At 72.0% G+C, this 25,451-nt stretch carries 29 protein-coding genes; 12 read left to right on the top strand and 17 right to left on the bottom strand.

The features are described 5' to 3' along the window. The first annotated feature begins 10 nt into the window (after window positions 1–10). From CFI00_RS05695 to CFI00_RS05685, 3 genes are all read left to right on the top strand, one after another. The gene (locus CFI00_RS05695) at window positions 11–1,237 is read left to right on the top strand and encodes an LCP family protein (protein ID WP_207084288.1); all 1,227 of its coding nucleotides are present in this window, start codon (window positions 11–13) and stop codon (window positions 1,235–1,237) included. 131 nt (window positions 1,238–1,368) lie between these two features. Further along, a complete protein-coding gene (locus tag CFI00_RS05690) occupies window positions 1,369–2,091 on the top strand; it encodes a PadR family transcriptional regulator (protein WP_207084287.1) in 723 nt (240 codons plus the stop codon). Beyond that, complete coding sequence (locus CFI00_RS05685) at window positions 2,088–2,510, top strand: DUF1707 domain-containing protein (protein WP_207084286.1); 423 nt, start codon at window positions 2,088–2,090, stop codon at window positions 2,508–2,510. Before CFI00_RS05690 ends, CFI00_RS05685 begins: the two co-directional genes overlap by 4 nt. A 112-nt stretch (window positions 2,511–2,622) precedes the next feature. Here CFI00_RS05685 and CFI00_RS05680 read toward each other — a convergent pair whose 3' ends face one another. Continuing rightward, the gene (locus CFI00_RS05680) at window positions 2,623–3,795 is read right to left on the bottom strand and encodes an acyl-CoA dehydrogenase family protein (protein ID WP_207084285.1); all 1,173 of its coding nucleotides are present in this window, start codon (window positions 3,793–3,795) and stop codon (window positions 2,623–2,625) included. Between the two features lie 130 nt (window positions 3,796–3,925). After that, complete coding sequence (locus CFI00_RS05675) at window positions 3,926–4,849, bottom strand: DUF6801 domain-containing protein (protein WP_207084284.1); 924 nt, start codon at window positions 4,847–4,849, stop codon at window positions 3,926–3,928. Window positions 4,850–5,004: 155 nt separating this feature from the next. On the opposite strand from CFI00_RS05675, the gene CFI00_RS05670 reads away from it, so the two are divergent. Then, the gene (locus tag CFI00_RS05670; protein ID WP_207084283.1) at window positions 5,005–5,436 is read left to right on the top strand and encodes a CoA-binding protein; all 432 of its coding nucleotides are present in this window, start codon (window positions 5,005–5,007) and stop codon (window positions 5,434–5,436) included. Between the two features lie 19 nt (window positions 5,437–5,455). Here the strand turns inward: CFI00_RS05670 and gdhA are convergent, their stop codons facing one another. Genes gdhA through lhgO form a run of 3 tightly spaced genes read right to left on the bottom strand, consistent with a single transcriptional unit; the run spans window position 5,456 to window position 9,110 of the window. Continuing rightward, window positions 5,456–6,802, bottom strand: a complete 1,347-nt coding sequence (gene gdhA / locus CFI00_RS05665; protein WP_207084282.1) for an NADP-specific glutamate dehydrogenase — start codon at window positions 6,800–6,802, stop codon at window positions 5,456–5,458. 60 nt (window positions 6,803–6,862) lie between these two features. Further along, window positions 6,863–7,858 (bottom strand): Gfo/Idh/MocA family oxidoreductase, encoded by a 996-nt coding sequence (locus CFI00_RS05660; protein ID WP_207084281.1) that lies wholly within the window; start codon window positions 7,856–7,858, stop codon window positions 6,863–6,865. Window positions 7,859–7,868: 10 nt separating this feature from the next. Beyond that, window positions 7,869–9,110 carry an L-2-hydroxyglutarate oxidase gene (gene lhgO / locus CFI00_RS05655; protein ID WP_207084280.1) on the bottom strand — a complete coding sequence of 414 codons (1,242 nt, stop codon included), beginning with the start codon at window positions 9,108–9,110 and terminating at the stop codon, window positions 7,869–7,871. Window positions 9,111–9,177: 67 nt separating this feature from the next. Here lhgO and arfB point away from each other — a divergent pair, with 67 nt between their 5' ends. After that, complete coding sequence (gene arfB / locus CFI00_RS05650) at window positions 9,178–9,612, top strand: alternative ribosome rescue aminoacyl-tRNA hydrolase ArfB (RefSeq protein WP_207084279.1); 435 nt, start codon at window positions 9,178–9,180, stop codon at window positions 9,610–9,612. Here arfB and purE read toward each other — a convergent pair. The 6 genes from purE to CFI00_RS05620 form a co-directional block, all read right to left on the bottom strand. Continuing rightward, window positions 9,609–10,142: a 5-(carboxyamino)imidazole ribonucleotide mutase gene (purE, locus tag CFI00_RS05645; RefSeq protein WP_207085392.1), complete on the bottom strand. Its 534-nt coding sequence runs from the start codon at window positions 10,140–10,142 to the stop codon at window positions 9,609–9,611. The genes arfB and purE overlap by 4 nt on opposite strands. Before the next feature lie 4 nt (window positions 10,143–10,146). Continuing rightward, window positions 10,147–11,316, bottom strand: coding sequence for a 5-(carboxyamino)imidazole ribonucleotide synthase (locus tag CFI00_RS05640; protein ID WP_207084278.1), 1,170 nt, complete (start codon window positions 11,314–11,316; stop codon window positions 10,147–10,149). Window positions 11,317–11,347: 31 nt separating this feature from the next. Continuing rightward, a complete protein-coding gene (locus CFI00_RS05635; protein ID WP_207084277.1) occupies window positions 11,348–11,665 on the bottom strand; it encodes a winged helix-turn-helix domain-containing protein in 318 nt (105 codons plus the stop codon). A 92-nt stretch (window positions 11,666–11,757) separates the two neighbouring features. Next, window positions 11,758–12,780, bottom strand: a complete 1,023-nt coding sequence (locus CFI00_RS05630; protein WP_242532701.1) for an adenylate/guanylate cyclase domain-containing protein — start codon at window positions 12,778–12,780, stop codon at window positions 11,758–11,760. Further along, the gene (locus CFI00_RS05625) at window positions 12,755–13,258 is read right to left on the bottom strand and encodes a PH domain-containing protein (protein ID WP_207084276.1); all 504 of its coding nucleotides are present in this window, start codon (window positions 13,256–13,258) and stop codon (window positions 12,755–12,757) included. Before CFI00_RS05625 ends, CFI00_RS05630 begins: the two co-directional genes overlap by 26 nt. A 15-nt stretch (window positions 13,259–13,273) precedes the next feature. Further along, the gene (locus CFI00_RS05620; RefSeq protein ID WP_207084275.1) at window positions 13,274–14,071 is read right to left on the bottom strand and encodes a biotin--[acetyl-CoA-carboxylase] ligase; all 798 of its coding nucleotides are present in this window, start codon (window positions 14,069–14,071) and stop codon (window positions 13,274–13,276) included. Window positions 14,072–14,174: 103 nt separating this feature from the next. On the opposite strand from CFI00_RS05620, the gene CFI00_RS05615 reads away from it, so the two are divergent. The 3 genes from CFI00_RS05615 to CFI00_RS05605 all read left to right on the top strand — a co-directional run bounded on the left by CFI00_RS05615 (window position 14,175) and on the right by CFI00_RS05605 (window position 16,775). After that, on the top strand, window positions 14,175–15,752 hold the full coding sequence (locus tag CFI00_RS05615) for an acyl-CoA carboxylase subunit beta (RefSeq protein WP_242532843.1): 1,578 nt from the start codon (window positions 14,175–14,177) through the stop codon (window positions 15,750–15,752). Further along, window positions 15,749–15,970, top strand: coding sequence for an acyl-CoA carboxylase subunit epsilon (locus CFI00_RS05610; RefSeq protein WP_207084273.1), 222 nt, complete (start codon window positions 15,749–15,751; stop codon window positions 15,968–15,970). The genes CFI00_RS05615 and CFI00_RS05610 overlap by 4 nt, the downstream gene beginning before the upstream one ends. A 508-nt stretch (window positions 15,971–16,478) precedes the next feature. Continuing rightward, the gene (locus tag CFI00_RS05605) at window positions 16,479–16,775 is read left to right on the top strand and encodes a hypothetical protein (protein ID WP_207084272.1); all 297 of its coding nucleotides are present in this window, start codon (window positions 16,479–16,481) and stop codon (window positions 16,773–16,775) included. Here the strand turns inward: CFI00_RS05605 and CFI00_RS05600 are convergent. After that, window positions 16,738–17,058 (bottom strand): hypothetical protein, encoded by a 321-nt coding sequence (locus CFI00_RS05600; RefSeq protein ID WP_207084271.1) that lies wholly within the window; start codon window positions 17,056–17,058, stop codon window positions 16,738–16,740. The two genes, CFI00_RS05605 and CFI00_RS05600, sit on opposite strands and share 38 nt — an antisense overlap. 109 nt (window positions 17,059–17,167) lie before the next feature. Between CFI00_RS05600 and CFI00_RS05595 the strand changes: the two genes are divergently transcribed. From CFI00_RS05595 to CFI00_RS05580, 4 genes are read left to right on the top strand one after another with little or no spacing between them, the layout of a single operon-like run. Further along, the gene (locus CFI00_RS05595; protein ID WP_207084270.1) at window positions 17,168–18,856 is read left to right on the top strand and encodes a DUF885 domain-containing protein; all 1,689 of its coding nucleotides are present in this window, start codon (window positions 17,168–17,170) and stop codon (window positions 18,854–18,856) included. Beyond that, window positions 18,853–19,464, top strand: coding sequence for a nucleoside triphosphate pyrophosphatase (locus CFI00_RS05590; RefSeq protein WP_242532700.1), 612 nt, complete (start codon window positions 18,853–18,855; stop codon window positions 19,462–19,464). The genes CFI00_RS05595 and CFI00_RS05590 overlap by 4 nt, the downstream gene beginning before the upstream one ends. Before the next feature lie 18 nt (window positions 19,465–19,482). Then, complete coding sequence (locus CFI00_RS05585) at window positions 19,483–20,124, top strand: CDP-alcohol phosphatidyltransferase family protein (RefSeq protein ID WP_242532699.1); 642 nt, start codon at window positions 19,483–19,485, stop codon at window positions 20,122–20,124. Further along, window positions 20,124–20,582 carry a VTT domain-containing protein gene (locus CFI00_RS05580; protein ID WP_207084269.1) on the top strand — a complete coding sequence of 153 codons (459 nt, stop codon included), beginning with the start codon at window positions 20,124–20,126 and terminating at the stop codon, window positions 20,580–20,582. The genes CFI00_RS05585 and CFI00_RS05580 overlap by 1 nt, the downstream gene beginning before the upstream one ends. 18 nt (window positions 20,583–20,600) lie before the next feature. Here CFI00_RS05580 and CFI00_RS05575 read toward each other — a convergent pair whose 3' ends face one another. From CFI00_RS05575 to CFI00_RS05555, 5 genes are all read right to left on the bottom strand, one after another. Next, entirely contained in the window at window positions 20,601–21,782 is a 1,182-nt protein-coding gene (locus CFI00_RS05575) for an ABC transporter permease (RefSeq protein WP_207084268.1), read from the bottom strand. After that, a complete protein-coding gene (locus CFI00_RS05570) occupies window positions 21,779–22,660 on the bottom strand; it encodes an ATP-binding cassette domain-containing protein (protein WP_207084267.1) in 882 nt (293 codons plus the stop codon). Before CFI00_RS05570 ends, CFI00_RS05575 begins: the two co-directional genes overlap by 4 nt. A 63-nt stretch (window positions 22,661–22,723) precedes the next feature. Further along, window positions 22,724–23,392 carry a response regulator transcription factor gene (locus tag CFI00_RS05565; protein ID WP_207084266.1) on the bottom strand — a complete coding sequence of 223 codons (669 nt, stop codon included), beginning with the start codon at window positions 23,390–23,392 and terminating at the stop codon, window positions 22,724–22,726. Further along, window positions 23,389–24,723, bottom strand: coding sequence for a sensor histidine kinase (locus CFI00_RS05560; RefSeq protein ID WP_207084265.1), 1,335 nt, complete (start codon window positions 24,721–24,723; stop codon window positions 23,389–23,391). The genes CFI00_RS05565 and CFI00_RS05560 overlap by 4 nt, the downstream gene beginning before the upstream one ends. A gap of 52 nt (window positions 24,724–24,775) precedes the next feature. Further along, window positions 24,776–25,360, bottom strand: a complete 585-nt coding sequence (locus CFI00_RS05555) for a hypothetical protein (protein ID WP_207084264.1) — start codon at window positions 25,358–25,360, stop codon at window positions 24,776–24,778. Window positions 25,361–25,451 lie beyond the last annotated feature (91 nt).

Genomic DNA, 25,451 nt, shown 5'->3' with positions numbered 1-25,451 from the left:
GTCTTCGCCCATGGCTGATCGTCCGCAGGGTTCCGGGGTGCCCGAGAAGGGAACACCCGAGTACGACTGGCTCTACGGGGGCTCGTCGCAGACCCCGTCGGGCGACGCCACCCAGAAGGTGCCGACCCAGGGACCGGGGCAGGGGTCGGGACGGGCCCCACGACCCGACGAGACCCGGGTGATGCCGGTCGCCCGGCGTGAGGCGCGCGGGTCGGGAGGGCAGCCGCCGGGCCGTCCCCGTACGTCCTCCGCCGCGCCGCCGCCGCGCCCGGAGAAGAAGCGTCGCCGCCTCCCCCGCTTCCGCCTCGGCCTGATCCCGCTGCTGCTCCTGCTGGTGCTGGTCTACCTCGCCGGCGTCCCGCTGTACCACTGGACCACGATCGACCAGGTGGACGCCCAGCCGAGCGGCGATCGTCCCGGCGACCAGCCCGGCACCAACTACCTCATCGTCGGCTCCGACAAGGCCGACGACCTCACCGACGAGCAGCGCGAGGTGCTCGACACACCCGAGCGCGGCGGCACCAACACCGACACGATCATCGTCCTGCACACCGGCTCCGGCGGGCGCACGATGATGTCGATCCCTCGCGACACGCTCGTCGAGGTCCCCGACGGGGGCACGCAGATGATCAACGCCGCCTTCGCGAGCGGAGGAGCGCCCCTGCTGGTCCAGCGGGTGGAGGCGCTGACCGGCATCCACATCGATCACTACGTCGAGCTCGGCTTCGGCAGCGTCATCAACACCGTCGACGCTTTCGGAGGCGTGCAGATCTGCCCCAAGCAGGACATGCGCGACCCGCGTGCACGCCTCGACATCAAGAAGGGCTGCCAGGAGGTCGACGGCCTCACCGCCCTGGGCTACTCGCGCTCGCGCTACGTGACCGCGCTCAGCGACCTCGACCGCGTCGCCCGCCAGCGCGAGGTGATCAGCGCGCTCGGCGACGAGGCGCTCTCCCCGTGGACGTTCGTCAACCCGGTCCGCTACTGGAGCATCAACTCCGCCGCTGCCGGCGCGATCCGTGTCGACGAGGAGATGGGCCCGGTCGACCTCGGCCGGTTCGCCCTGGCGATGACCGGCGACAGCCAGACCTGCACGATGCCGAACCTCCCCGCCCCGAGCGACCCCAACCGGCTCGTCGCCGACCCGGAGCGGGCGCCGGCGCTGTTCGACGCGATCGTCAAGGACGCAGAAGTCCCGAGGCGGGCGTGCACGCCCACCGGGCGCGCCCGCTCGTAACGCATCTCGGGGTCGGACCGGGGTCATCCCTGCTTGTCCGGGTCCTGGCGTCGACGTACGCTCGCGATATATCGCGATAGGTCACCGATAGGTCACGACCTGCGCGCCGTCCAGGACACGAGGAGCGCACCATGGGACACGACTGGCCCGGGGCCGACTGGCCCGAGAGCAACGACGACAACCGCACCGACCGCGCCGGGGGCGAGCGCGACTACCGCCGCCCCTCCGGCGGCGACTGGGGCGGCACCTGGGGCCAGGCCTTCAGCGGGGGCCGGGGACGCAAGGCCGGCGGCCCGCCGCCGTGGCTCGGCGAGATCCTCGGCTTCGCGGGCGCCCCGCAGCGTCCGCAGCAGCGCAGCCCGCGTGTGCGCCGCGGCGACGTGCGGATGGCGATCATCGACGTGCTGCACCGCGCCCGCACGGCCGAGGAGCCGATCAACGGCTACCAGGTGATCCAGGAGATCGCCGACCTGAGCCACGGTGAGTGGCGCCCCTCCCCCGGGTCGGTCTACCCCACCATCCAGCAGCTGCAGGACGAGGGCCTCGTGGAGGCCGACGACGAGCGCGGCCGTCGCACGATCCGGCTCACCGACGCCGGCGTCGAGTGGGTCGGGGCCCACACCGACGAGCTCGCCTCGGTCTGGGCGCCGTTCGCCCGCACCGAGCCCGCCCCCGACGACCAGCCGTCCGGCCACGCCGACATCAAGAGTGAGATCGGCCAGGTCGTGAGCGCGGTGTGGCAGCTCGGCACGCAGGGCTCAGAGCATCAGAAGAAGGCGGCCCTCGGCGTCCTCGTCGACACCCGTCGCCGCCTCTACGGCATCCTCGCGGACGGACGGGACGCCGAGCGATGAGCTCGCCCGACCCCCGGATGCGCATCGCCGACAGCGACCGCGAGCGCGCGATGGCCGACCTCGCCGGCCACTACGCCGAGGGACGCCTCGACCACGAGGAGTACGACGAGCGGCTGGACGCGATCTGGACCGCCCGCACCCGCGCGGACCTGGCGCTGCTCTTCAGCGACCTGCCCCGCCTCCCGGTGCCCCCGCCGCCGCGGCCGGAGCCGGCCGCGCCTCGTCGGTCGCGCGCCTGGCAGCGGGTGCCGCTGCTGCCCGTGCTGGCGGTGCTCATCGTGCTGAGCCTCCTCACCGAGGCCCCGTTCTGGCTGCTGGTCTTCCCGCTGGTGTTCCTGCGCAGCCGCCACCGCGGCGCCTCGTGCGCGCCGCCGCACGGCCACGCCGACTACCGGCGGTCGCGGGGCTCGCACGGCTGAGCTGGAGCACGGAAGGCCCGTCGCGCCCGGACGCGCGACTGGATCGATGGGCCCGTGACGTGGGAGGTGCGGGTCGAGCAGGCGCGTACCCGTGCCTCGGTCCGGTTCACGCTCAGAGCTCTGACTGGACCCCTGCAAGGAGCTGGCGTGCCATCACGATCCGCTGGACCTGGTTGGTGCCCTCGTAGATCTGGGTGATCTTGGCGTCGCGCATCATCCGCTCGACCGGGTAGTCGCGGGTGAAGCCGTAGCCGCCGAGCACCTGCACGGCGTTGACGGTGACCTCCATCGCGACGTCGGAGGCGAAGCACTTGGCCGCCGCGCCGAAGAAGGTGAGGTCGTCGTCGCCGCGCTCGGAGCGACCGGCGGCGGCGTACGTCATCTGGCGCGCGGCCTCGATCTTCATGCCCATGTCGGCGAGCATGAACTGCAGCCCCTGGAAGTCGGCGATCGACTTCCCGAACTGCTGGCGCTCCTTGGCGTAGTCCAGCGCGTAGTCCAGCGCCCCCTGGGCGACGCCGACGGCCTGGGCGGCGATGGTGACGCGGGTGTGGTCGAGGGTCTGCATCGCGGTCGCGAAGCCGGTGCCCTCCTCGCCGATCATCCGGTCGGCAGGGAGGCGGACCTTGTCGAAGTAGACCTCCCGCGTCGGGGAGCCCTTGATGCCGAGCTTCTTCTCCGGTGCACCGAAGGAGACGCCCGCATCGGACTTCTCGACCACGAAGGCGGAAATGCCTCCGCGGGTCTTCTTCTCGGTGTCGGTGACGGCCATGACGGTGTAGAACTCCGACTCGCCGGCATTGGTGATCCAACGCTTCACGCCGTCGATGACCCACTCGTCGCCGTCGCGCACCGCGCGGGTCTTCATGCCACCGGCGTCGGAGCCGGCGTCGGGCTCGGAGAGGCAGTAGGAGAAGCCACCCTCGCCGCTCGCCAGGGCGCCGAGGTACTTCTGCTTGAGCTCCTCCGACCCGGCGATCTGCACCGGCAGCGAACCGAGCTTGTTGACCGCGGGGATCAGCGAGGACGACACGCACGCACGGGCGACCTCCTCGATCACCAGCACGGTGGCCAGCGCGTCCGCGCCGGCGCCGCCGTAGGCCTCGGGCACGTGCGGGGCGTGGAAGTCGGAGGCGAGCAGCGCCTCGGCCGCCTCGTGGGGGTAGCGCGCCTCCTCGTCGACCGCCGCCGCGAACGGCGCGATCTTGGCGTCGGCCACGGCGCGGACCGCCTCGCGGATGGCCTGGTGCTCCTCGGAAAGGGCGTAGAGGGGGAACTCGCTCATGGTCGGAATTGTAGGACGTCCAAGCTTTGAGGGGCAGAGCTCCACGGTGTGGCCATGACCACGTCCGGAGATGTCGGACGCCCGGCCGGCGCCGAGGGCACCGACCGGGCGTTCGAAGGCTGCGAGGGGGTCAGCGGACCCGGATCACGACCTTCTTGTCCTTCGACTTCGCGGTGAAGTCGTCGCCGAGGTAGAGCACCTTGACCTTGGTCTTGCCCGCGGGCAGCGCCTTCTTCAGCGTGACCTTGACCTTGCCCTTGGCGTTCAGGGTGCCCTTGCCAAGCACCTTCTTGCCCTTCATGACCTTGACCTTGCCGGCGGGCACCTCGTTGTCGGCGTCCACGACGACCTTGAGCTTGGTCTTCTGGCCGAGGGGGGTGACCTTCTTGGTGGGCTCGGCCTCCGTGGTCGACTCGTTCTCGGCCAGGATGATCGAGCCGAGGCTCGACGCCGAACCGGCCTTGAGCGCACACGGGACGTCGGCCAGCATCGTCACGTCACCCTGCTTGGTGGCGGTGAACTTGAACGCCGACGGCACGACGATGTCGTACGTGCCAGCGCCCGGCAGGCTGACCGGCACGGTCGAGGCCGGGACCGCACCCGGGGTGGCAAGCGGGTTCGGAGTGTTGAGCGTCAGCGCCGTGTTGGGCGTCGTCGGCACCGCGGTCTGCGGGAAGCGCGCGTTCTGCAGAGGCAGGTCGGCCGTGTCCGCGGAGGACAGCTCGTCGAGCGTGGCGACCATGTCGTTCGAGAATCCACCGATGCTGGTGGCCTGGAACAGGCCCTTGGCGGCGTCGACCACGTCACCGGGGAGCGTCACGCTCAGGAGCACCGGGATGGCCGGGGCGTCGAGGCCCGCATTGGCCGCCGGCGGCAGGGTGGCCGTGATGGAGACCGGGATGTCCCGGGCGCCCAGGGCCGGGAACGTGCAGGTGTAGGTGGTCGCCGCGGTGGCTGCCTGCGCAGCGGGCGCGGCGAGGGCGACGAGTGCGCTGGCGCCCAGGGCGCCGGCGGCAGCGACGGCGCCGAGGCGCCGGGTTGCAGTGTGGAGCATGTAGGAAGTTCCCCTCGTGGTGTGGTGTGACGGGGCTCATCCCACCACATGGGTCTCGCCGGGCACTCGAGAAACGCTGATGTTCCTACCGGCCGGTACCCACACCCGGTCGACTGCCGCACGGTGACGTCGTCGTCCGGAGCTACCGTGGCTCCATGAGCTCGAGCTGGCAGGACCCCGCGACGATCGACCGGATGCTCGACGAGGCTCGGACGTGGGCCGTCGTCGGCCTCTCCGGCGACCCGTCGCGCACGGCGTACTCGATCGCCTCGCTGCTGCAGGAGCGCGGCAAGAAGGTGGTGCCGATCCACCCCTCGTTCGCGGACCCCGAGGCGCCCCCGGTGCTGGGCGAGCAGGGGTACGCCACCCTGGCCGACGTCCCGTTCCCCATCGACGTGGTCGACGTCTTCCGACGCTCCGAGGCGGCCGGCGAGTTCGCCGACCAGGCCGTGGCGATCGGCGCGGCAGGGGTGTGGTTCCAGCTCGGCGTGGTCGACGAGGACGCCTTCGCCCGCACCACCGGTGCGGGCGTCGCGATGGTCATGGACACCTGCCCCGCCATCGAGTGGCGCAGGCGCGGTCGCTGATCGACGAGGAGGGACGGGCTCAGACCACGCCCATCGCCAACATGGCGTCCGCGACCCGGACGAAACCGGCGATGTTGGCCCCGAGCACGTAGTCCCCCGGACGGCCGTAGTCGTCGGCGGCCGCGGCGCACCGCTCGTGGATGCCGGCCATGATCTCGGCGAGCCTGGCCTCGGCGTGGTCGTGCGTCCACGAGTCGCGCGACGCGTTCTGCTGCATCTCCAGCGCGCTGGTCGCGACGCCGCCCGCGTTGGCCGCCTTCCCGGGCGCGAACAGCACGCCGGCGTCCACGAAGGTGCCCACGCCCGCAGGGGTCGTGGGCATGTTGGCGCCCTCCGCCACGACGAGGCAGCCCTGCTTCACCAGGGTGCGTGCCGCCGCGTCGTCGAGCTCGTTCTCGGTGGCGCACGGCAGCGCCACCTGGCACGGCACGTCCCAGATCGACCCGCCCGCGACGTACGTCGCCCCCGGGCGCCGCTCGGCGTACTCACTGATCCGCGCGCGCTCGACCTCCTTCAGCTCCTTGAGCAGCTCGAGGTCGATGCCAGCCTCGTCCACGACGTAGCCGGCCGAGTCCGAGCACGCCACCACGGTCCCGCCCATCTCGTGGACCTTCTCGACGGCGTAGATGGCGACGTTGCCCGAGCCCGAGACCACGACCTTCTTGCCGTCGAGGGACTCCCCGCGCTGCCGCAGCATCTCCTGCACGAAGAAGGCGGTGCCGTAGCCCGTCGCCTCCTTGCGGACCGCTGATCCACCCCATCCCGTGCCCTTGCCGGTGAGCACCCCGGACTCGTAGCGGTTGGTGATCCGCTTGTACTGCCCGAACAGGTAGCCGATCTCGCGCCCGCCCACTCCGATGTCGCCGGCCGGCACGTCGGTGTACTCGCCGATGTGACGGTAGAGCTCGGTCATGAAGGACTGGCAGAAGCGCATCACCTCGCCGTCCGAGCGGCCCTTGGGGTCGAAGTCGGAGCCGCCCTTGCCGCCGCCGATGGGCATGCCGGTGAGCGCGTTCTTGAAGACCTGCTCGAAGCCCAGGAACTTCACGATGCCGAGGTAGACGCTCGGGTGGAAGCGGAGACCACCCTTGTAGGGCCCGAGCGCGGAGTTGAACTCCACACGGAAGCCGCGGTGGATCTCCACCTGACCGGCGTCGTCGACCCACGGGACCCGGAAGATGATCTGGCGCTCCGGCTCGCAGATCCGCTCGATCACCCGTGCGTCGGTGTACTCCGGGTGTCGGGCCACGACCGGTCCGAGGCTGTCGAGCACCTCGCGGACGGCCTGGTGGAACTCACCCTCGCCCGGGTTGCGTCGGACGACGAGGTCGTAGATCGATTGCAGTCGGGCTTCCTCACGGGTCACCGACGCACTCTAGTCAGGGCGCTCCACCGCGGCCGGCCGGCGTCCGGGTCCTGAACGTGCTCACAGCTCGACCGGCGCCTCGGACATCGCGATACCGAGCTGGTCCAGGCACTCCTCCAGCACCCACTGGACGTCGAGGGTGTCGGCGAGCGGCATGACCGGGCTCTCGGTGAGCCCGGCGGCGAGGCAGCGCTGCACCTCCTCGGCCTGGTGGACGTAGCCGCGCCCGGTCGCCGGGCGCTCGATCGCCTTCGGCTCCTCCCCGTTGCGGCGTACGACGACGCGCTCGGGGTGGTGGAAGGGCGGCTCGAGCTCGATGGAGCCCTCCGTGCCGACGATGACCGCGCGGCCCGGCGTCGAGCTGGCCAGCGAGCAGGTCAGCGCCGCGGCGCGGCCGTCGGCCCACGCGAGGTGGATCGCGGCGGACGCGTCCGCGCCGTTGGGGTAGAGGGTGCCGGTCGCGATGACCCGGTCCGGGCGGCCCAGCAGGTGCTGGGCCAGCGAGATCGGGTAGACGCCGAGGTCGAGCACGGAGCCGCCGCCCAGGGTCAGGTCGAAGAGCCGGCTGTCCGGGTCGAAGGCGCGGTGGGCGCCGAAGTCGGCCTGCACCAGCACGACGTCGCCGATCTCGCCTGCCGCGACCAGCTCCCGCACGTGCGCCACCGCCGGCTGGAAGCGGGTCCACATCGCCTCCATGCAGAAGACCTCGGCGGCGCGGGCCGCGGCGACGACCTCCTCGGCGCCGGCGAGGGTGGCGGTGAAAGCCTTCTCGACCAGCAGCGGCGTGCCCGCCTCGATCGCGGCGAGGGCCAGCGCGTGGTGCTGGGGGTGCGGTGTCGCGACGTAGACGACGTCGACGTCACCGGCACGACCGGCCGCGACGAGGTCGGCGTACGTGCCCGAGGCGCCGGCCCCGAACCGTCCGGCGAAGTCGGCGGCCGACTCCCGCGAGCGGCTGCCGACGAAGGCGACCTCCGCGTCGGGGAGCAGGGCGAGGTCGGAGGTGAAGGCGGCGGCCATCCGGCCGGTCGCGGCGATTCCCCAGCGCGTGGTCATGGCACCGACCCTAGGCGCCGAGCGGCTGCCCCTGCGTCCGGCCACGCGACTCCCCCGGCCAGGTGGCGTCCACGACGTGCGCCGCGATCGCCAGGCTCGAGGTCGCACCGGGCGACGGAGCGTTGCGCACGCACGTCACGCCGTCGGCGTGGGTGATGCGGAAGTCGTCGACCATGCTGCCGTCGCGGTCCACCGCCTGCGCCCGCACGCCGCTGCCGGCGCGGGAGACGTCGTCGACGCCGATCGCGGGCACGTAGCGCGAGGCCGAGCGCATGAACGCGCGCTGCGAGGCCGAGCCGACGACCTCGTCGACGCCCGTACGCCAGTGCGCGCGCGCCAGCCGCCACGAGCCGGGCCACGACAGCACGTCGCGCAGGTCGCGGGCCGAGACGTCGCGACGGCGGTAGCCCTCCCGGCGCGTGGCCAGCACGGCGTTGGGCCCGACCTCGAGCCCACCGCCGACGCGGCGGGTGAAGTGGACCCCGAGGAACGGGTAGCGCGGGTCCGGGACGGGGTAGACCATGCCACGCACGAGGTCCTGCTTGGCCTCGCTGACGCCGAGGTACTCACCGCGGAACGGCACGATCACCGGTCCCCGCTCGCCGTCGACCATCGAGGAGACCCGGTCGGCCTGGAGACCGGCGGCCACCACGACGTGGTCGAGGTGGAGCGGCTCGGGGTCGCCCTCGACGCGGACCACGACGCCGTCGCCGCGGCGCCGGATGTCGACCACGCGCGCGCCGAGGCGCACCTGTCCGCCGGCCGCGACCACCTCGTCGCCCAGCGCCCGGGTGATGGCGGTGTAGTCGGTGATCGCCGTGGACGGCGAGTGGAGCGCGGCCAGCCCCACGGCGTGCGGCTCGACCTCGCGGATCTCCTCCGGCGACAGCCGGCGCAGGCCCGGCACCCGGTTGTCCGTGGCGGTCCGCTCGAGGGTGTCGAAGCGACTCATCTCGCCCGCGTCGACGGCCACGACGAGCTTGCCGCACTCGACGTAGGGGATCGCGTGCTCGGCGCAGAAGTCGCGCAGCAGGCCGCGACCGCGGGTGCACAGCTCGGCCTTGAGGCTGCCGGGCTTGTAGTAGATGCCCGCGTGCACGACGCCGGAGTTGTGCCCGGTCTGGTGCGCGGCGAGGCGGTCCTCCTTCTCGAGGACCACCACCTCGGTGCCCGGGCGACGTCGTACGACCTCGCGCGCGATCGCGACGCCGAGGATGCCGCCCCCGACGATGCCGACCCGTGCGTCCCCCATGAGGGAGACGGTGCTCGCTCGCGCTGGAGGCGTCAAGCCACACTCTGCTCCATCCCATAATGGGGGTATGCGCGACCTCCACGTCCCGGCCGGCCCGGGCCTGCCCGAGGGTCTGGTCGTGCCCGCCGCCGACCTCGTCGAGCGGTTCTCCCGCTCACCCGGGCCCGGCGGGCAGTCGGTCAACACCTCCGACTCGCGCGTCGAGCTCGAGCTGGACCTCACCTCCACCACGGCCCTCACCGACACCCAGCGCACGCGCGCGCTGCGGCGCTGGCCCGACGGACGGATCGCGATCGCGGCCTCCGAGCACCGCTCGCAGCACCGCAACCGCGTCGCCGCGCGCGAGCGCCTCGCCGAGATGCTCCGTGAGGCACTGGCTCCCCCACCCCCGCCGCGGCGCAAGACCCGGCCGACGCGCGGCTCGAAGGAGCGGCGGCTGCGCGCGAAGAAGGAGCGCGCCGGCACCAAGGCCCTGCGCGGGCGGGTGCGGGACCGGGACTAGAAGCCCACGCGCCGGGTGTCCCCGGCAGCCGCACGGCGTACGACGTCGCCCTTGGCGTGGGCGGTGTCGGCGAGCGCGGCCTGGTAGTCGACGAGGCGCTGCTGGAGGTCGGGGTCGCTGGTGCCCAGGATCCGGGCGGCGAGGATGCCGGCGTTCTTGGCGTTGCCGATCGCGACGGTCGCGACCGGGATGCCGCCGGGCATCTGCACGATCGAGAGCAGCGAGTCCATGCCGTCGAGGTACTTCAGCGGCACCGGGACGCCGATCACCGGCAGCGGGGTGAGCGAGGCCAGCATGCCCGGCAGGTGGGCCGCTCCGCCGGCGCCGGCGATGACGACCGACAGGCCGCGCGTGTGGGCCTGCTGGCCCCACGCGACCATCTCGGTCGGCATCCGGTGGGCGGAGACGACGTCGGCCTCCCAGGCGATGCCGAGCTCGCTCAGGACCTCCCCGGCGGCCTGCATGACGGGCCAGTCGGAGTCCGAGCCCATGACGATGGCGACCTTCGGGGTCGCGGCGGTGTCGTCCATCTGCTCACTCACTTTCGTTGCCGAGGTCGCCGCGGAACCACGCGGCGGCGTGCCGCGCGCGCTCGAGGCAGTCGTCGAGGTCGTCGCCGAAGGCATTGACGTGGCCGACCTTGCGGCCCGGTCGCAGGTCCTTGCCGTAGAAGTGCACCCGCAGGTGCGGGTCACGGGCCATCGCGTGGGGCAGACCGTCGTAGAGATGGCCGCTGTCGGTGGGTCCGCCGAGGATGTTGACCATCACGGTCCAGCGCGAGCGCGGGGCCGGCGAACCCAGCGGGAGGTCCATGACGGCGCGGAGATGATTCTCGAACTGGGACGTCACGGCGCCGTCCTGGCTCCAGTGGCCGGTGTTGTGGGGGCGCATCGCCAGCTCGTTGACCAGGATCCGGCCGTCGGTCGTCTCGAAGAGCTCGACGGCGAGGATGCCCGTGACGTCGAGCGCACCGGCGACGCACAGGGCGATCTCCTGCGCCTCACCGGCCAGGGCGGGCTCCAGGTCGGGCGCAGGGGCGATCACCTCGTGGCAGATGCCGTCGAGCTGGGTGGAGGCGACGACGGGGTAGGCCGCCGCCTGCCCGCTGGGCGAGCGGGCGACGAGGGCGGAGAGCTCGCGGCGGAAGTCGACGAGCTCCTCGGCCAGCACCTCCACGCCGGCCGCGGCCGCGGCGTCGAAGGCGACCTGCGCCTCGTCGAGGGCGCGGACCACCCACACGCCCTTGCCGTCGTAGCCGCCCCGCGTGGTCTTGAGGACGCACGGCAGCCCGAACGCCTCGACGTCGGCGACCGAGGTGACCACGGCGTTGCGGGGGCACGGCACGTCGAGCTCGGCGAGCCGCCGGCGCATGACGGCCTTGTCCTGGGCGTGCACCAGCGCGCCCGGGCCGGGGCGTACGGCGACCCCGTCGGCCTCGAGTGCGTGGAGGTGGTCGGTGGGGACGTGCTCGTGGTCGAAGGTGACGACGCTGGCGCCCTCGGTGACGCGGCGCAGGGTCGGCAGGTCGGTGTAGTCGCCGACGAGCTGGTCGGGGATGACCTGGGCGGCGGAGACGCCCTCGGCCTCGGCGAGCAGCCGCAACGGCAGCCCGAGCGCGATCGCGGGTTGCGCCATCATCCGGGCCAGCTGGCCTCCCCCGATGACGGCGAGCGTGGGGGCACGGTGCTGACCTGGCGAGGACACGACGGCGAGCCTATAGAAGGACTGCCGACGCTCAGCTCGCGACCGTGTCCTGGGCGGTCTCGAAGCGCAGCCCGCGTCCGCGGTGCGTGGTGATCAGGGTGGGGTTGCGCGGGTCGTCGTCGAGCTTGCGGCGCAGCCAGCCGAGGTGGACGTCGATGGTCTTGGAGTTGGTGTAGAACGACGTCTGCCACACGTCCGCCATCAGCTCGCCGCGCGTGACGATGTCGCCCGGGCGCGCCATCAGCGCATGGAGGAGCTGGAACTCCTTGCGCGAGAGCCTGATCTCGCGCTCGCCCCGCCACACCTGCCGCGTGGTCGGATCCAGTCGTACGTCCTGCACAGCCAACACGGGCCGACGGTAGGGACGGCACCCCTGTCGGCGGGCCCGTATGGCCGAAATTGCCCGGGTGGTCCAGTCCACCGGGCAGGGCCGTCCGCGCGTCAGCGGCGGCGTACGGCGACCGGCTCGACGAGCCCGAAGCCCCGCACCGGGCGGGCCGGCAGGCGCCGGCTCTCCCAGTCGGTCGCCGGCAGCAGGTCGGCGGTGTTCTGGTCGACGATGAGCCGGTTGCGGCGCGCCACCTGCGTCAGCCGGGCGGCCATGTTGACCGGTGGGCCGAAGATGTCGCCGAGGCGCTGCACCACCGGTCCGCTGGCCAGGCCGAGGCGTACGTCGGGCATCTTGGGGTCGCGGCCGATGACGTTGATGATCCCCTCGGCCACCGCGACCGCGTCCTCGGCGTCGTTGGTCACGAAGAGCACCGAGTCGCCCAGGCTCTTGATGATGCGCCCGGCGTAGCGCGCCACCACGTCCTGGCAGCGGCTCTCGAAGACCTCGACCAGGTCGCCGATCTCGTCGCGGTCGAGGGTGTTGGACAGGGCGGTGAAGGACACCAGGTCGGCGAAGCCGACGCTGACGTCGATGGTGTGCAGGTCCTCGTCCTTGGCGCCCATGGCCTCGATGCGACCCACGGCCGCGGCGAGGTGGCGGCGCCAGGCATAGATCAGCAGCCGCTCGAAGGGCGGGTTCACGTCGTTGATCAGGCGCAGGGCCGAGCCGATGCGCGAGCCGGTGGCCTCGTCGCCGGCCTCCATCTCCTCGACGCGGCTCACGAGCGTCGAGACCTCCCAGTCGGCGAGGCGGGCCATGGTCTGCCCGACGCCGCGGGTCAGGTTGACGGCCATGTCGAAGTCCACGGACCCGGCGTCGACGAAGCTCATCAAGGTGGAGACGGCCTCGATGTCGGCCGCCGTGTAGGCCTTCTCGCCGACGAACTCGGGAAAGCCCAGCGCGCGCCACAGCCTCCGGGTCTGCTCGATCGTGATGCCGGTCTCGGCGGCCACCTCGAGGGCGTTGAAGGCAGGGTGGCTCCGCAGGATCGCGTCGTCGAGCTGCTCCCCTGGGGGCCGGTCGGGGCGTCCGCCCCGCGGGGTGCGGTCAGGCGCCATCGTCGCGGCGGTCACCACCGGCGAGGCGATGGAGCTCGTGGGAGACCTGGAGCTGGACCTTCTCCACGTCGGGGATGTCGGAGAGCTCGACGCTGCCGTCGGTGCTGGCGTCGGAGACCACGAGCGTGCCGCAGCCGAAGATCCGGTCGATCACGCCGATCTCGAAGTCGACGCCGCTGATCCGGTTGAGCGGGATCGTGCGGCCCTCCTTGGCGATGAAGCCGGAGCGCTTGATGAAGCGGCGGTTGGTGAAGGTGTAGGTCGTGGTCAGCCAGTCCACGAACGGCCGCAGGACCCACCAGAAGACGATGCCCACCGACGCGGCGCCGACGATGGCGCCCATGACCGTGGAGTCGGTGTAGCGGCTCAGGACGATGATGCCCACCACGAGCAGCAGGAGCACCAGGACGGGGCCGATCAGCGCCTTCGGGTGCGTCCGGGTCGAGACGACGACGTGCTCGCCCTCGTTGAGGAGCTTGGTCGGAAAGGCCACGCGCCGATCATGTCACTACGCAGGCCGCACGTGCACGACATCGCCGGCGGCCACCGTGAAGGTGCCCTCGTCCGTCCCGACGACCAGCGCCCCGCCCGCGTCGATGTCGAGCGCCTCGCCGCGGCGTACGTCGCCCGCCGGCAGGTGGACGTCCACCGTCGCGCCCAGCGTGACGCACACGTCGGCGTACGCCCGGCGCAGCGACTCGGTGTCGTCGAGCAGGCCCTGGAGGCCGTGGATCGAGCCGAGCACCTGCCCGAGGAGCCCGGTGCGCTCGACGGGCTCGCCGGTCTCCAGCGCGACCGACGTGGCGAGCGCGACCGGCAGCTCGGCGAGCGTCTGGTCGACGTTGATGCCCACCCCCACCACCGCCATCGGCCCGCGATCGGTCTCGATCCGCTCGACGAGGATGCCGCAGACCTTGCGTCCGGCGCCCGCGCCGCTGTCCACGAGCACGTCGTTGGGCCACTTGAGGGCGATGTCGGGGAGCCGGTCGGCGAGCGCGGCCTGGACGGCGTACCCCGTCAGGAGCGGCAGCCACGACCACGAGCCGGGGGGCACGTCGGGGGCCAGCAGGACCGAGAAGGTCAGCGACGACCGGGGCGGGGTCTCCCAGACGCGGTCCAGGCGGCCGCGGCCGGCCGTCTGGTGCTCGGTGACCAGCACGAGGCCCGGTTCCTCGCCCGCGCGGGCACGCTCGGCGACGGCGGCGTTGGTCGACGGCGTCGCCTCCTCCACCTCCACACGCCACCCGTGCGGCACCAGCAGCCGGGAAGGATCGAGGGGTGGGCGCGGTGCCGGTGCGTCGCTCATGGCACTAGATTGCCCGATGGACCTGACCAGCGACCGACCAGGAGACCATCGCGTGAGTGCACAGCCGGGTGAGGGCACCGACGTCCCCTCGCAGGAGACAGGCATCGACATCCACACGACCGCGGGCAAGCTCGCCGACCTCGAGCGGCGTCTCGACGAGGCCGTGCACGCCGGGTCGGCCAAGGCGATCGAGAAGCAGCACGCCAAGGGGCGCAGGACCGCCCGCGAGCGCATCGAGATGCTCTTCGACGAGGGCACCTTCGTGGAGCTCGACGAGCTCGCGCGTCACCGCTCCACGGCGTTCGGGCTGGAGAAGAACCGTCCCTACGGCGACGGCGTGGTGACCGGCTACGGCGAGGTCGACGGGCGCATGGTGTGCGTCTTCAGCCAGGACTTCACCGTCTTCGGCGGCTCGCTGGGCGAGGTCTACGGCGAGAAGATCACCAAGGTCATGGACCTGGCGATGAAGACCGGCTGCCCGATCATCGGCATCAACGAGGGTGCCGGCGCCCGCATCCAGGAGGGCGTGGTCAGCCTCGGTCTCTACGGCGAGATCTTCCGCCGCAACGTCCACGCCTCCGGCGTGATCCCGCAGATCAGCATGATCATGGGCAACTGCGCCGGCGGCCACGTCTACTCCCCCGCGGTCACCGACTTCACCGTGATGGTCGACAAGACCTCGGCGATGTTCATCACCGGTCCCGACGTCATCAAGACCGTCACCGGCGAGGACGTGACGATGGAGGACCTGGGCGGCGCGCGCACCCACAACACCAAGTCGGGCAACGCCCACTACATGGCCTCCGACGAGGAGGACGCCATCGACTACGTCAAGGCGATGCTGTCCTACCTCCCGCAGAACAACCTCGACCCTGCTCCGGAGCTCGACGAGGTCCCGGACATGGAGGTCACCGACACCGACCGGTCGCTCGACACGATCATCCCCGACGGCGCGAACCAGCCCTACGACATGCACGACGTGATCACCGCCGTGCTCGACGACGAGGAGTTCCTCGAGGTCCAGGAGCTGTTCGCCCCCAACATCATCGTCGGCTTCGGCCGTGTCGAGGGGCGCTCGGTCGGCGTGGTGGCCAACCAGCCGATGCAGTTCGCCGGCACCCTCGACATCGACGCCTCGGAGAAGGCCGCGCGCTTCGTGCGCTTCTGCGACGCCTTCAACCTGCCGGTGCTGACCTTCGTCGACGTCCCGGGCTTCCTGCCGGGCACCGACCAGGAGTGGGACGGCATCATCCGCCGCGGCGCGAAGCTCATCTACGCCTACGCCGAGGCGACCGTCCCGCTCGTCACGATCATCACTCGCAAGGCCTACGGCGGCGCCTACGACGTGATGGGCTCCAAGCACCTCGGCGCCGACATCAACCTCGCCTGGCCCACCGCCCAGATCGCGGTCATGGGTGCGCAGGGCGCGGCCAACATCCTGCACCGCAAGACCCTCAAGAAGGTCGCCGACTCCGGTGGCGACGTCGAGGCCACGCGCGCGGAGCTCATCGAGGACTACGAGACCACGCTGGCCAACCCCTACATCGCCGCCGAGCGGGGCTACGTCGACGCCGTCATCACCCCGCACGAGACCCGCACCGAGGTCGTCCGCGCGCTGCGCCTGCTGCGCTCCAAGCGGGAGACCCTGCCGCCCAAGAAGCACGGGAACATCCCCCTGTGAGCGGCCGGGACGAGCAGCGTCCACTGCTCGAGGTGGTCAACCCCGACGCGACGCCCGAGGAGGTCGCCGCGCTGGTCGCGGTGCTCTCCGCGGTGTCCGCGGGGGGCACCGAGGCCCCGCGCCGGCCCCGGCCGGCATGGAGCCACCCGGCCCGCAGTGTCCGGCAGACCCACCGTCACGGCGAGAGCGCCTGGCGCGTGAGCGGCCTGCCGCGCTGACGTCGTACGACCGTGGAGCCGTACGACGGAGCTAGCGTCCCCGGGCTCCACTGACGCCGCGTACTCATCCACAGATGCGTCGCTGGGGTCGCGGCCGAGGACCGCCGACGGCCATGGTCGGGACATGCCCCGCCGTGCTTCCAGCGACCTCGACGCGATCGCTCTCGCGCGGCTGCTGCGCGAGCAGCACGGCGTGGTGTCGTGGACCCAGCTGGTCGCCATCGGGCGCATCACGCACCGACCTACGACGGATGCTGAGCCGCGGCGAGCTGGTGGTGATCCACCCCCGGGTGTACGTCGACCACTCGGGGACGCCCACGCGGCGCCAGCTGGAGTGGGCCGCGGTCCTGGCGTGCGCACCCGCCGCCCTGCACCGCGAGTCCGCCCTGGACGCGCACGGCATGACCCGGGACCCCGCTCGTCCACGCCGCGGCAGGATCGACCGGTCCACGTCCTCGTCGACCGGGACCGTCGGATCCAGCCGCCCGAGGGGGTCAGGATCGAGCGGGTGAGCGACCGGGAATCGTGGGTGCAGCCCCACCGGCGCCCGCCACCGGCCAGGTTCGACTACGCGCTGCTCAAGGCCGCCGGCGATCGCACCGAGGCGGACGCCATCGCACTGCTGTCCGACGCGGTCCAGCAGGGCCTCACCACCGCCGAACGGCTCGTCGAGGTTCTCGACGACTGCCCCGCCTGCCTCGGCGGGCGCTGCTGCGCGAGGTCCTCGACGACGTCCGCACCGGCACCAGGTCAGTGCTCGAGCAGCGCTACCTGCGCGACGTCGAGCGGGCCCACGTCTCCTTGAAGGCGAGCGACAGTTCCGTCAGGACGCGGCCAGCGGGGCGGTGCACCGCGACGTCCGCTACGGATGCCAGCGCACCCTGGTCGAGCTCGATGGAGCATTCGGTCACCGCGATGCCGTCGACCGGTGGGCCGACCTGCAGCGGGACCTCGATGCGGCTGTGGACGACCACGTCACGCTCCGGCCGGGCTGGGCACAGGTCCTCGAGGCGTGCCGGCTCGCCGGAGTGGTGGCATCGGTCCTGCAGCGACGCGGGTGGGTCGGTGCGCCGCAGCCGTGCCGCCACGCATGCCCTCTCGGCGACAGTGGAGTCAGCGGCCCGACCTAGCGACCCGCGACTCACAGTCGTCCGGAGCCCGGTGCCGCGTGCCGTGGCCCGACGCTAGGGTCGCCGCGTGAGCCCACGTGCCATCGATGCCCTCTGCGACGCCTACGTCGACGACTTCTGCGCCCTCGACCCGCTCACCGCCACCTCGATCGGGGTCGCCGGTCACGAGCACGAGATGACCGACTACTCCCCGGCCGGGTTCGACGCCCGCGAGGCGCTGGCCCGCGCTGCGGTGGCGGCGGTCGAGGCGGCCACCCCGGTCGACGACCGCGAGGCCGCGGCTCGCGACGCCTTCCTCGAGCGCACCCGGCTCGAGATCGAGCTCGAGGAGGCCGGCGTCAACCGCTCGCGCATGTCGGTGCTGTGGAGCCCGCTGCACGAGATCCGCGGCGTCTTCGACCTCATGCCGACCGAGGGCGAGGAGGCCGTCGCAGCGATCGCGTCCCGCCTTGCCGCCGTGCCGACCGCGCTCGAGGGGCTGCGCGTCACCCTGTCCGACGAGGCACGCAAGGGCCACGTCGTCGCCGCGCGCCAGTACGCCGAGGTGGCCGAGCAGGTGCGCCGCTGGACCGGGCAGACCGGGGACGCGGGCGACTTCTACCTCGGCCTCGTCGAGCGCCTCGACGGCGGCAACCGCGACGAGCTGCGCCGCCTGGCTGCGGCCGCGAGCGCCGCGACCGCCGCCTTCGGCCTCTTCCTCAGCGACGAGCTCGAGCCGCAGGGCAAGGACCGCGAGGGCGTGGGCCGCGAGGTCTACGCCCTGGCCAGCCGCTACTTCCTCGGCGCCGAGGTCGACCTCGACGAGACCTACGCCTGGGGCTGGGCGGAGCTCCAGCGGCTCTCGGACCTGATGCACGCGACCGCCGAGCGGATCCTCCCGGGCGCCGGGGTCGACGCGGTCGTCGCCCACCTCGACACCGACCCCGAGCGGGTGGTGCAGGGCCGCGACGCCTTCCGCGGCTGGATGCAGGACCTCGCCGACCGCACCATCGCCGCGATGGCCGACGTGCACTTCGACATCCCCGCCCCGATCCGGCGCATCGAGTGCATGCTCGCGCCCACCAACGACGGCGGGATCTACTACACCGGCCCCTCGGAGGACTTCTCCCGCCCGGGCCGCATGTGGTGGTCGGTGCCCGACGGCATCGAGGCCTTCCACCCGTGGCGCGAGGTCACCACCGTCTTCCACGAGGGCGTGCCGGGCCATCACCTCCAGGTCGCCCAGACGGCCTACCGCAGCGACACCCTCAACCGCTGGCAGCGCCTCATGTGCTGGTGCAGCGGCCACGGCGAGGGCTGGGCGCTGTACGCCGAGCGGCTGATGCAGGAGCTCGGCTTCCTCGACGACCCGGCCGACCTCCTCGGCATGCTCGACGGCCAGTCGCTGCGGGCGGCGCGGGTGATCGTCGACATCGGCATGCACCTCGAGCTGAGGATCCCCGAGCACAACCGGCTCGGTCCCGACGGCACCGCCTTCCACCCCGGCGAGACCTGGACGCCCGAGCTCGGGCTGGAGTTCATGCGGCTGCACTGCCGGATGGACGACGAGGTCATCCAGTTCGAGGTCAAGCGCTACCTCGGCCTCCCCGGCCAGGCCCCGTCCTACAAGGTCGGCGAGCGCATCTGGCTGGAGGCGCGCGCAGCCGTGCAGCAGCGCCAGGGCGACGACTTCGACCTCAAGGCCTTCCACCGCGCCGCCCTCGACCTGGGCTCGCTCGGACTCGACCCGCTGCGCGCCGCCCTGGAGCGGCTGTGAGCACCCGTCCGGTCGTGCCGCTGGTGCTGGCGTCGGCGTCCCCCGCACGGCGTACGACGCTGCAGGCTGCGGGCCTGGACCCGATCGTCGTCGTGAGCGGGGTCGACGAGTCCCAGCTGGCCGACCTCCCGCCGGCCGAGCTCGCGCTGCAGCTCGCCGAGCTGAAGTGCGCCGCCGTCGTCGGGCGCGACGAGGTGCCGCCCAGCGCCCTCGTCCTCGGCTGCGACTCGGTGCTCGAGCTCGACGGTGAGGCCCTCGGCAAGCCCCACGACCCGGACGAGGCGAAGCGGCGCTGGCAGGCGATGCGGGGACGCTCGGGTGTGCTCCACAGCGGCCATTGCCTGCGCGACACGACCTCCGGTCGCGTGGCGGCGGCAACCGGGTCCACCACCGTCCACTTCGCCGACGTGGGCGACGACGAGATCGACGCCTACGTCGCCACGGGCGAGCCGCTGCACGTCGCGGGGGCCTTCACGATCGACGGCGTCGGCGGCGCCTTCATCGCCGGGATCGAGGGTGACCACCACAACGTGGTGGGCGTCAGCCTGCCCCTGCTGCGCGAGCTCGTCCTCGAGCTCGGGCACGCGTGGCCGGACCTGTGGCGGTGACCCGCTAGCATCCCGACCGTGGGGAGCGGGGGTCGAGGGAAGGTGCAGGCGCAGCCTGTCGCCGATCCCGACGACCGCTACGGCGTGCGCGACGAGCGCCTGCTGACCGGCGCGACGGTGATCACCGGCGTCCGCACGGTCGCCTCCGTGGTGCTCGCCGCCGCAGCGGCGTACGAGCAGAGCCTGACGCTGCTGGTGGTCGCACTCGTCGTCTACTGGGTCGGCGACATGCTCGACGGCTTCTATGCGCGGGTGCGCGACTGCGAGACCCGCATCGGCGCCGTGCTCGACATCATGTGCGACCGCTTCAACGCCGCCGCCTTCTACATCGGCCTGGCCTGGCTCCAGCCCGACCTGTCGCCGGCGATCTTCGTCTACCTCGCCGAGTTCATGGTCGTCGACTTCTTCCTCTCCATCGCCTTCCTGGCCTGGCCGGTGCGCAGCCCGAACTACTTCTTCGTCATCGACCGGCCCACCTGGCTGTGGAACTGGTCCAAGCCGGCCAAGGCGGTCAACAGCGCGCTCTTCGCCGTGCTCCTGCTCGTGACCGGCTGGATGTGGGTCGGCCTCGCCATCGCCACGGCGCTGCTCGTGCTCAAGTGCGTCTCGCTGCACCGTCTCCTGCAGATCGGGCTGCCGGTGCCGGACGGACGCGGCTGATGCTCTTCTGGAGCGTGCTGGGCGCCTCGATCGGGTCTGCCCTGCTCCCGCTGATCAACATCGAGGCGATCCTCGCCGTCGCCGTCAGCCAGGCGCCGGCCGCGACGTGGGGCCTGGTCCTGGCCGCGACCGCGGGCCAGATGATCGGCAAGGTCCTCTGGTACTGGGGCGGCATGCACGTCGACCGTGCCCCCTGGGTGCACAAGCACCTGCAGAAGCCGAAGGCCAAGGCGTCCCTCGACAAGTGGCACGCACGTGCCGAGGGACGACCCTGGTTCACCGCGGGACTGCTCTTCGTCTCCGCCAGCACCGGTATCCCGCCGTACGCCGTCACGGCGGTGCTGGCCGGCATGCTGCGGGTGCCGTTCTGGATCTTCATGGTCACCGGCCTGCTGGGGCGCGGCCTGCGCTTCTGGGCCGTGGTCGCAGGCACCACGTCGCTGATCGACCTCTTCTGAGCCGGCCCCGGCCGACGACTACTCCGGTGTCGACCAGGCCTGGCGCAGGCTCACCCGGCCGCCGGTCTGCAGCAGCGCCCGGCGGTAGAGCCGCTCGCCCAGCCAGACGGTCACGAGGGCGAAGGCTGCGAGGAGACCGAGGGCCACCAGGGGCTCCCACCACTCGACGCCGCCGGCCAGGATCCGCTTCGGCATGACCACCGCGGAGACCGGCGGGACGAACGACGCGATGACCTGGCCGCGACCGTCGAGCGACAGGCCGCCGAAGAACATCACCAGCATCAGCATGGTCAGCGGGGTGGAGGTGGCCTGGAGGTCCTCGGTGCGCGAGGCCAGCGAGCCGGCGACCGCCCACAGGCAGGCGAGCGCGACGAAGCCGGCGAGGAAGAACGCCAGGAACCACGCGGCCGGGCCGGAGAGGGCCGGGACGTAGGACTTGTAGGGCGTGAAGGTGAGTCCGACCAGGCCGACGGCGAGGTAGACGAGCAGCTGGATCAGCGCCAGTGCGGTGTTGCCCAGGATCTTTCCCGCCAGCAGGTGCCGCAGCGGGATCGCGGCGGCGATGATCTCGACGATGCGGCTCTGCTTCTCCTCGATCACCGACGAGGCCAGCTGCATGCCGAAGACCAGCGCGGCGAAGTAGAAGAGGAACACGAAGACGAACCCGACCGCGTCGGCGACCGCTGCCTTCTCCGCGTCGCCGCGCAGGAAGCCGGTGCTGACGGTGCTGCCTGCCTCGAGCTCCTCGACCGTCGTCCCGACGCCGGAGGCGTTCTCGGCCAGGACCTGCTGGCGTACGACGACGCGGGTGGCGTCGGTGAGCGAGTCCTGCTCGCTGGACTCCGAGGTCAGCTGCCACCCCCCGTCGACCGGGTGGAGCCAGGCGTCGACCTCGTCGGCCTCGAGCGCGGCGCGGGCCGCGGCGTCGTCCTCGAGCTCGACGAGGCGCACCTCGAGCTTGTCGTCCACCTCGGGTGCGGTGTCGGCGACGGCCTGCGCCATCGCGACCGCCTCGGGCGTGGCCCCCAGGGTGGCCTCGTCGGTCCGCTCCTCCTGCCATGCGGTGAAGCCGATGAAGCCGACGATCATGGCGACCATCAGCACGGTGCCGATGAGGAAGGACTTGTCGGTGATGCGCGAGACGACCTCGCGCCGGGTCACGAGCAGCCAGGCACGCTCGCGGTCGTGGGTCGTGCTCATGCGGTGGCCTCCCGGTAGATCTCGCTGAGCGCCGGGCGGACCCGGACGAACTCGTGGACGTCGCCGCGGCGGGTGGCCTCGGCGACGAGGTGCTGCTCGGCTCCGTCCTCGCGCACCTCGACGAGCGCGGAGGCACCGTCGAGGTCGAGGACGTCGAGCCCGCGTTGGTCGCGGACCCAACCGGCGTCGCCGCCGAGGACGAGACGGAAGCGCGGCACCCCCGCGTCGCGCAGCTCCGTCACCGTCCCGGCGGCGACCCGGCGTCCATGGGCCAGCACGACCAGGCGGTCGCACAGGCGCTCGACCAGGTCGAGCTGGTGGCTGGAGAACAGGACCGGCACCCCGTCGCGGGTGTGCTCGCGCAGCAGGTCGACCATCGAGTCGACCGCCAGCGGGTCGAGCCCGGAGAAGGGCTCGTCGAGCACCAGTGCGTCGGGCCGGGGCAGCACCGAGGCGATGATCTGCACCCGCTGCTGGTTGCCCAGCGAGAGCTTCTCGAGGTGGTCCTTGCCCCGCTCGCCGAGGCCGAAGCGTTCCAGCAGCTCCTGCACCCCGGTGCGCGCCTCGACCCGGCCCATGCCCTTGAGCTGGGCGACGTAGACGAGCTGGTCGAGGATCGGCTGCTTGGGGTAGAGCCCGCGCTCCTCCGGCATGTAGCCGAACGAGCGGCGGTCCAGCCGGGTGATGGCGTGCCCACGCCACAGCACCTCGCCCTCGTCGATGCCGAGCACGCCCATCACCATCCGCATGGTGGTGGTCTTGCCCGCGCCGTTGCCTCCGACGAAGCCGGTCATCAGCCCGGCCGGCACCTCGAACGAGACGCGGTCGACGGCAGTGTGCTCGCCGAACCGCCTGGTCAGCTCCCGGATCTCCAGCATGCCACCGACGCTAGGGGCGGGAGGCGTCGTCGCGGATCCCCCGCGCGACTGAACCTCGGGTCCTCACTCCTCCGTCGCGAGGACGAGGCCGGCCTCGTAGGCGTAGACGACGGCCTGCACGCGGTCGCGGAGGTGGAGCTTGGCGAGCACGTTGGACACGTGGGTCTTCACCGTCGCCTCCCCCAGCACCAGCGAGCCGGCGATCTCGCCGTTGGACAGCCCGCGGGCGAGCAGCACGAGCACCTCGCGCTCCCGGGCGGTGAGGCGGGACAGCTCCTCGGGCTCGGTGCGAGCGACGCCCACGCGACCCACTGCCCTCTGCCCGATGACGCGCCGCGTCACCTCGGGGGCGAGCAGCGCGTGCCCGCGTCCGGCAGCACGTACGGCGTCGAGGAGCTGCTCCGGCCCGGCGTTCTTCAGCAGGAAGCCGCTCGCGCCCGCGTCGAGGGCGTCGAAGAGGTAGTCGTCGCGGTCGAAGGTCGTCACGATCACCACGTGGCCCAGGTCCTCGGCGACGAGGTGCCGGGTGGCCTCGATGCCGTCCATGCGGGGCATCTGGACGTCCATGAGCACCACGTCGGGTCGCATCGTTCGGGCCTGGTCGAGGGCCTGGAGGCCGTCGGCGGCCTCCCCCACGACCTCGATGTCGTCCTCGACGGAGAGGACCATCGCGAACCCCGAGCGCACCATGGCATGGTCGTCGACGAGCAGGACCCGCAGCGGCGCGGTCACGGGCGCGCCCCGAGCGGGTAGCGCACGCGGACGCGGTAGCCGCCGGTGACCCGCGGGCCGATGTCGACCTGACCGTCGTGCGTGGCGGCTCGCTCGCGGATGCCGAGCTGGCCCAGGCCGCTGCCGGACGTGCCGTGGCGGGGGCGACCGCTGTCGACGACCTCCACCTCGGCGTAGGACACCGCCTCGTCGATGCGCACCACCACCGACGCAGCGTCGGCGGTGGAGTGGCGGCGCACGTTGGTGAGCGCCTCCTGCACCGTGCGGAAGACGGCCAGCCCGATCCCGCGCGGGAGCCGGGCGGCCGCGCCCTCCTGGGCCTCGACCACGTCGAGGGAGACCGTGAGGCCCACCTCGCGCACCTCGGCGACCAGGGCGGGAAGGTCGCGGACGCCCGCGTCCGTCGTACGCGCCTCGCCGGGCTCGCGCGCGTCCTCCTCCCCCACTCCCTCGCGCAGGGTGCCGAGCAGGCCGCGCATCTGCGCGACGGCGTCGCGCGAGGCCTCCTCGACGTTGGCGAGAGCCGTACGCGCGGCGTCGGGGTCGCGGTCGAGCACCCGTCGCGCAGCGCCGGCCTGGATGCCCATCGCGGAGACGCCGTGGGCGACCACGTCGTGCAGCTCGCGGGCGATGCGGAGCCGCTCGTCGAGGACGGCCTGCTCCCGCAGCCGGCCGGCCTGGCCGGCGATGGTGGTGGCCTGCTCCTGGAGCCGGTGGCGCTGTCGGGCTGCGCGCCACGAGACGCCCCCGCCGACGATCGCACCGCCGAAGTAGATCGCGTTGACGACGAGCGTGATCGCGACCGCGGCGGGGATCTGCGGGAACAGGCCGATCCGCTCGGTGCCCATCTCCTCCTCGACCCACTCCTGCGCCGCCGAGCCGACCGCGAACTGCCAGCCGATCCAGGCGAACATGAAGAGCACGATCACGCTGACGGTGATGACCATCGCGCGCCGGTCGCGCGCCCACGCGACGCCGGAGAGCAGGGCGAGGAAGTAGACGATCTGCAGCGAGGCCTGGCCCATGACCTGCGGCATCGTGACGCCGGCGACGAACATGTGCCCAGCGGCGAGCAGTGCCACCGACAGCGGCCAGCGCCGGCGACCGAGCAGCAGCGCCGCTCCGCTCGCCACGGCCAGCCATTGCGACCACACCGGGACATCGGTCTGCTCGAGCCCACCGGCGCTGCGCACCAGCTCGAGGGCCAGCAGGCTGATCGCGGCGACGCTCACCGCCAGTGCGACGTCCTGGCGCCCGAGGCCGGGCCGCGGACGCTCCCACACGTCATCGACGCCGAACCAGTCGAGCGTGCGCTGGGTCGGTCGGGACATGGGGCGAGAGTAGAGCGCCGCGCGACCCGGCGGATCCGTCGGGAGGGGGAGATCAGCGCCAGCGGGAGCGCTCGGGGAACTTCGCCACCATATGGAGCGAGACGGCGTCACTGCTCTCGCTGCTGATCCCGAGCTCGAAGCCCATGCCGGCGAGCTTCTTGCCAAGGCTCCCGTTCACCGAATGACGCGACGTGCTGCTGATGTTGATGGTCACCGCCGTGGCCTTGTTGTCGAGCACGCTGGAGACCGCTGCGCCGAATCCGGGCTCATCAGGCCACTTGAGGGGTCGAGGGTCACGCGGCTGACTCCCCGTGCCCACGTGCGAGTAGTCGAACATGCTGGTCTGGTGGCGATTCCGGCGCAGCGTGGCCCCGATCCCCTTGACCGTCGCGGTCACGCCGGAACGCCTGCGGGAGTCACGGGACGTCTTGCACTCGATGCTTGAGGCTCCGAGGGTGTTCACGATGCGCAGCGCCTCGCCGTAACGATCACGAAGGAACCACTCGTCGAAGGCAGCGAACGGAACGTGCAGCGAGGTACCCATTGGGTTGGGCACGACAACGTAGACGACGTTCGGCCTGACCTCTCCGTCGGAGGCAGGGATCGGAACACTCGGCACGTAGGCGATCTGCTCCACCTCGACACCCCCCTTGGTGGGGACGGGCTCTTCCTCGTAGTACGCAACCAGCCGACTCAACGCTCCCCCTCGGTCTTGATGAGCGGGTCCT

This window comes from Nocardioides sp. S5 (assembly GCF_017310035.1).
Lineage (GTDB): Bacteria > Actinomycetota > Actinomycetes > Propionibacteriales > Nocardioidaceae > Nocardioides.
This window is presented reverse-complemented; position numbering and strand designations above follow the sequence as displayed.

Excerpts from the sequence above, each read along its gene's own strand:
- CFI00_RS05695 (WP_207084288.1), top strand. The coding sequence starts at position 11 with ATGGCTGATCGTCCGCAGGGTTCCGGGGTGCCCGAGAAGGGAACACCC.
- CFI00_RS05690 (WP_207084287.1), top strand. The coding sequence starts at position 1,369 with ATGGGACACGACTGGCCCGGGGCCGACTGGCCCGAGAGCAACGACGAC.
- CFI00_RS05685 (WP_207084286.1), top strand. The coding sequence starts at position 2,088 with ATGAGCTCGCCCGACCCCCGGATGCGCATCGCCGACAGCGACCGCGAG.
- CFI00_RS05680 (WP_207084285.1), bottom strand. The coding sequence starts at position 3,795 with ATGAGCGAGTTCCCCCTCTACGCCCTTTCCGAGGAGCACCAGGCCATC.
- CFI00_RS05675 (WP_207084284.1), bottom strand. The coding sequence starts at position 4,849 with ATGCTCCACACTGCAACCCGGCGCCTCGGCGCCGTCGCTGCCGCCGGC.
- CFI00_RS05670 (WP_207084283.1), top strand. The coding sequence starts at position 5,005 with ATGAGCTCGAGCTGGCAGGACCCCGCGACGATCGACCGGATGCTCGAC.
- CFI00_RS05660 (WP_207084281.1), bottom strand. The coding sequence starts at position 7,858 with ATGACCACGCGCTGGGGAATCGCCGCGACCGGCCGGATGGCCGCCGCC.
- lhgO (WP_207084280.1), bottom strand. The coding sequence starts at position 9,110 with ATGGGGGACGCACGGGTCGGCATCGTCGGGGGCGGCATCCTCGGCGTC.
- arfB (WP_207084279.1), top strand. The coding sequence starts at position 9,178 with ATGCGCGACCTCCACGTCCCGGCCGGCCCGGGCCTGCCCGAGGGTCTG.
- purE (WP_207085392.1), bottom strand. The coding sequence starts at position 10,142 with ATGGACGACACCGCCGCGACCCCGAAGGTCGCCATCGTCATGGGCTCG.
- CFI00_RS05620 (WP_207084275.1), bottom strand. The coding sequence starts at position 14,071 with ATGAGCGACGCACCGGCACCGCGCCCACCCCTCGATCCTTCCCGGCTG.
- CFI00_RS05580 (WP_207084269.1), top strand. The coding sequence starts at position 20,124 with ATGCTCTTCTGGAGCGTGCTGGGCGCCTCGATCGGGTCTGCCCTGCTC.
- CFI00_RS05575 (WP_207084268.1), bottom strand. The coding sequence starts at position 21,782 with ATGAGCACGACCCACGACCGCGAGCGTGCCTGGCTGCTCGTGACCCGG.
- CFI00_RS05570 (WP_207084267.1), bottom strand. The coding sequence starts at position 22,660 with ATGCTGGAGATCCGGGAGCTGACCAGGCGGTTCGGCGAGCACACTGCC.
- CFI00_RS05560 (WP_207084265.1), bottom strand. The coding sequence starts at position 24,723 with ATGTCCCGACCGACCCAGCGCACGCTCGACTGGTTCGGCGTCGATGAC.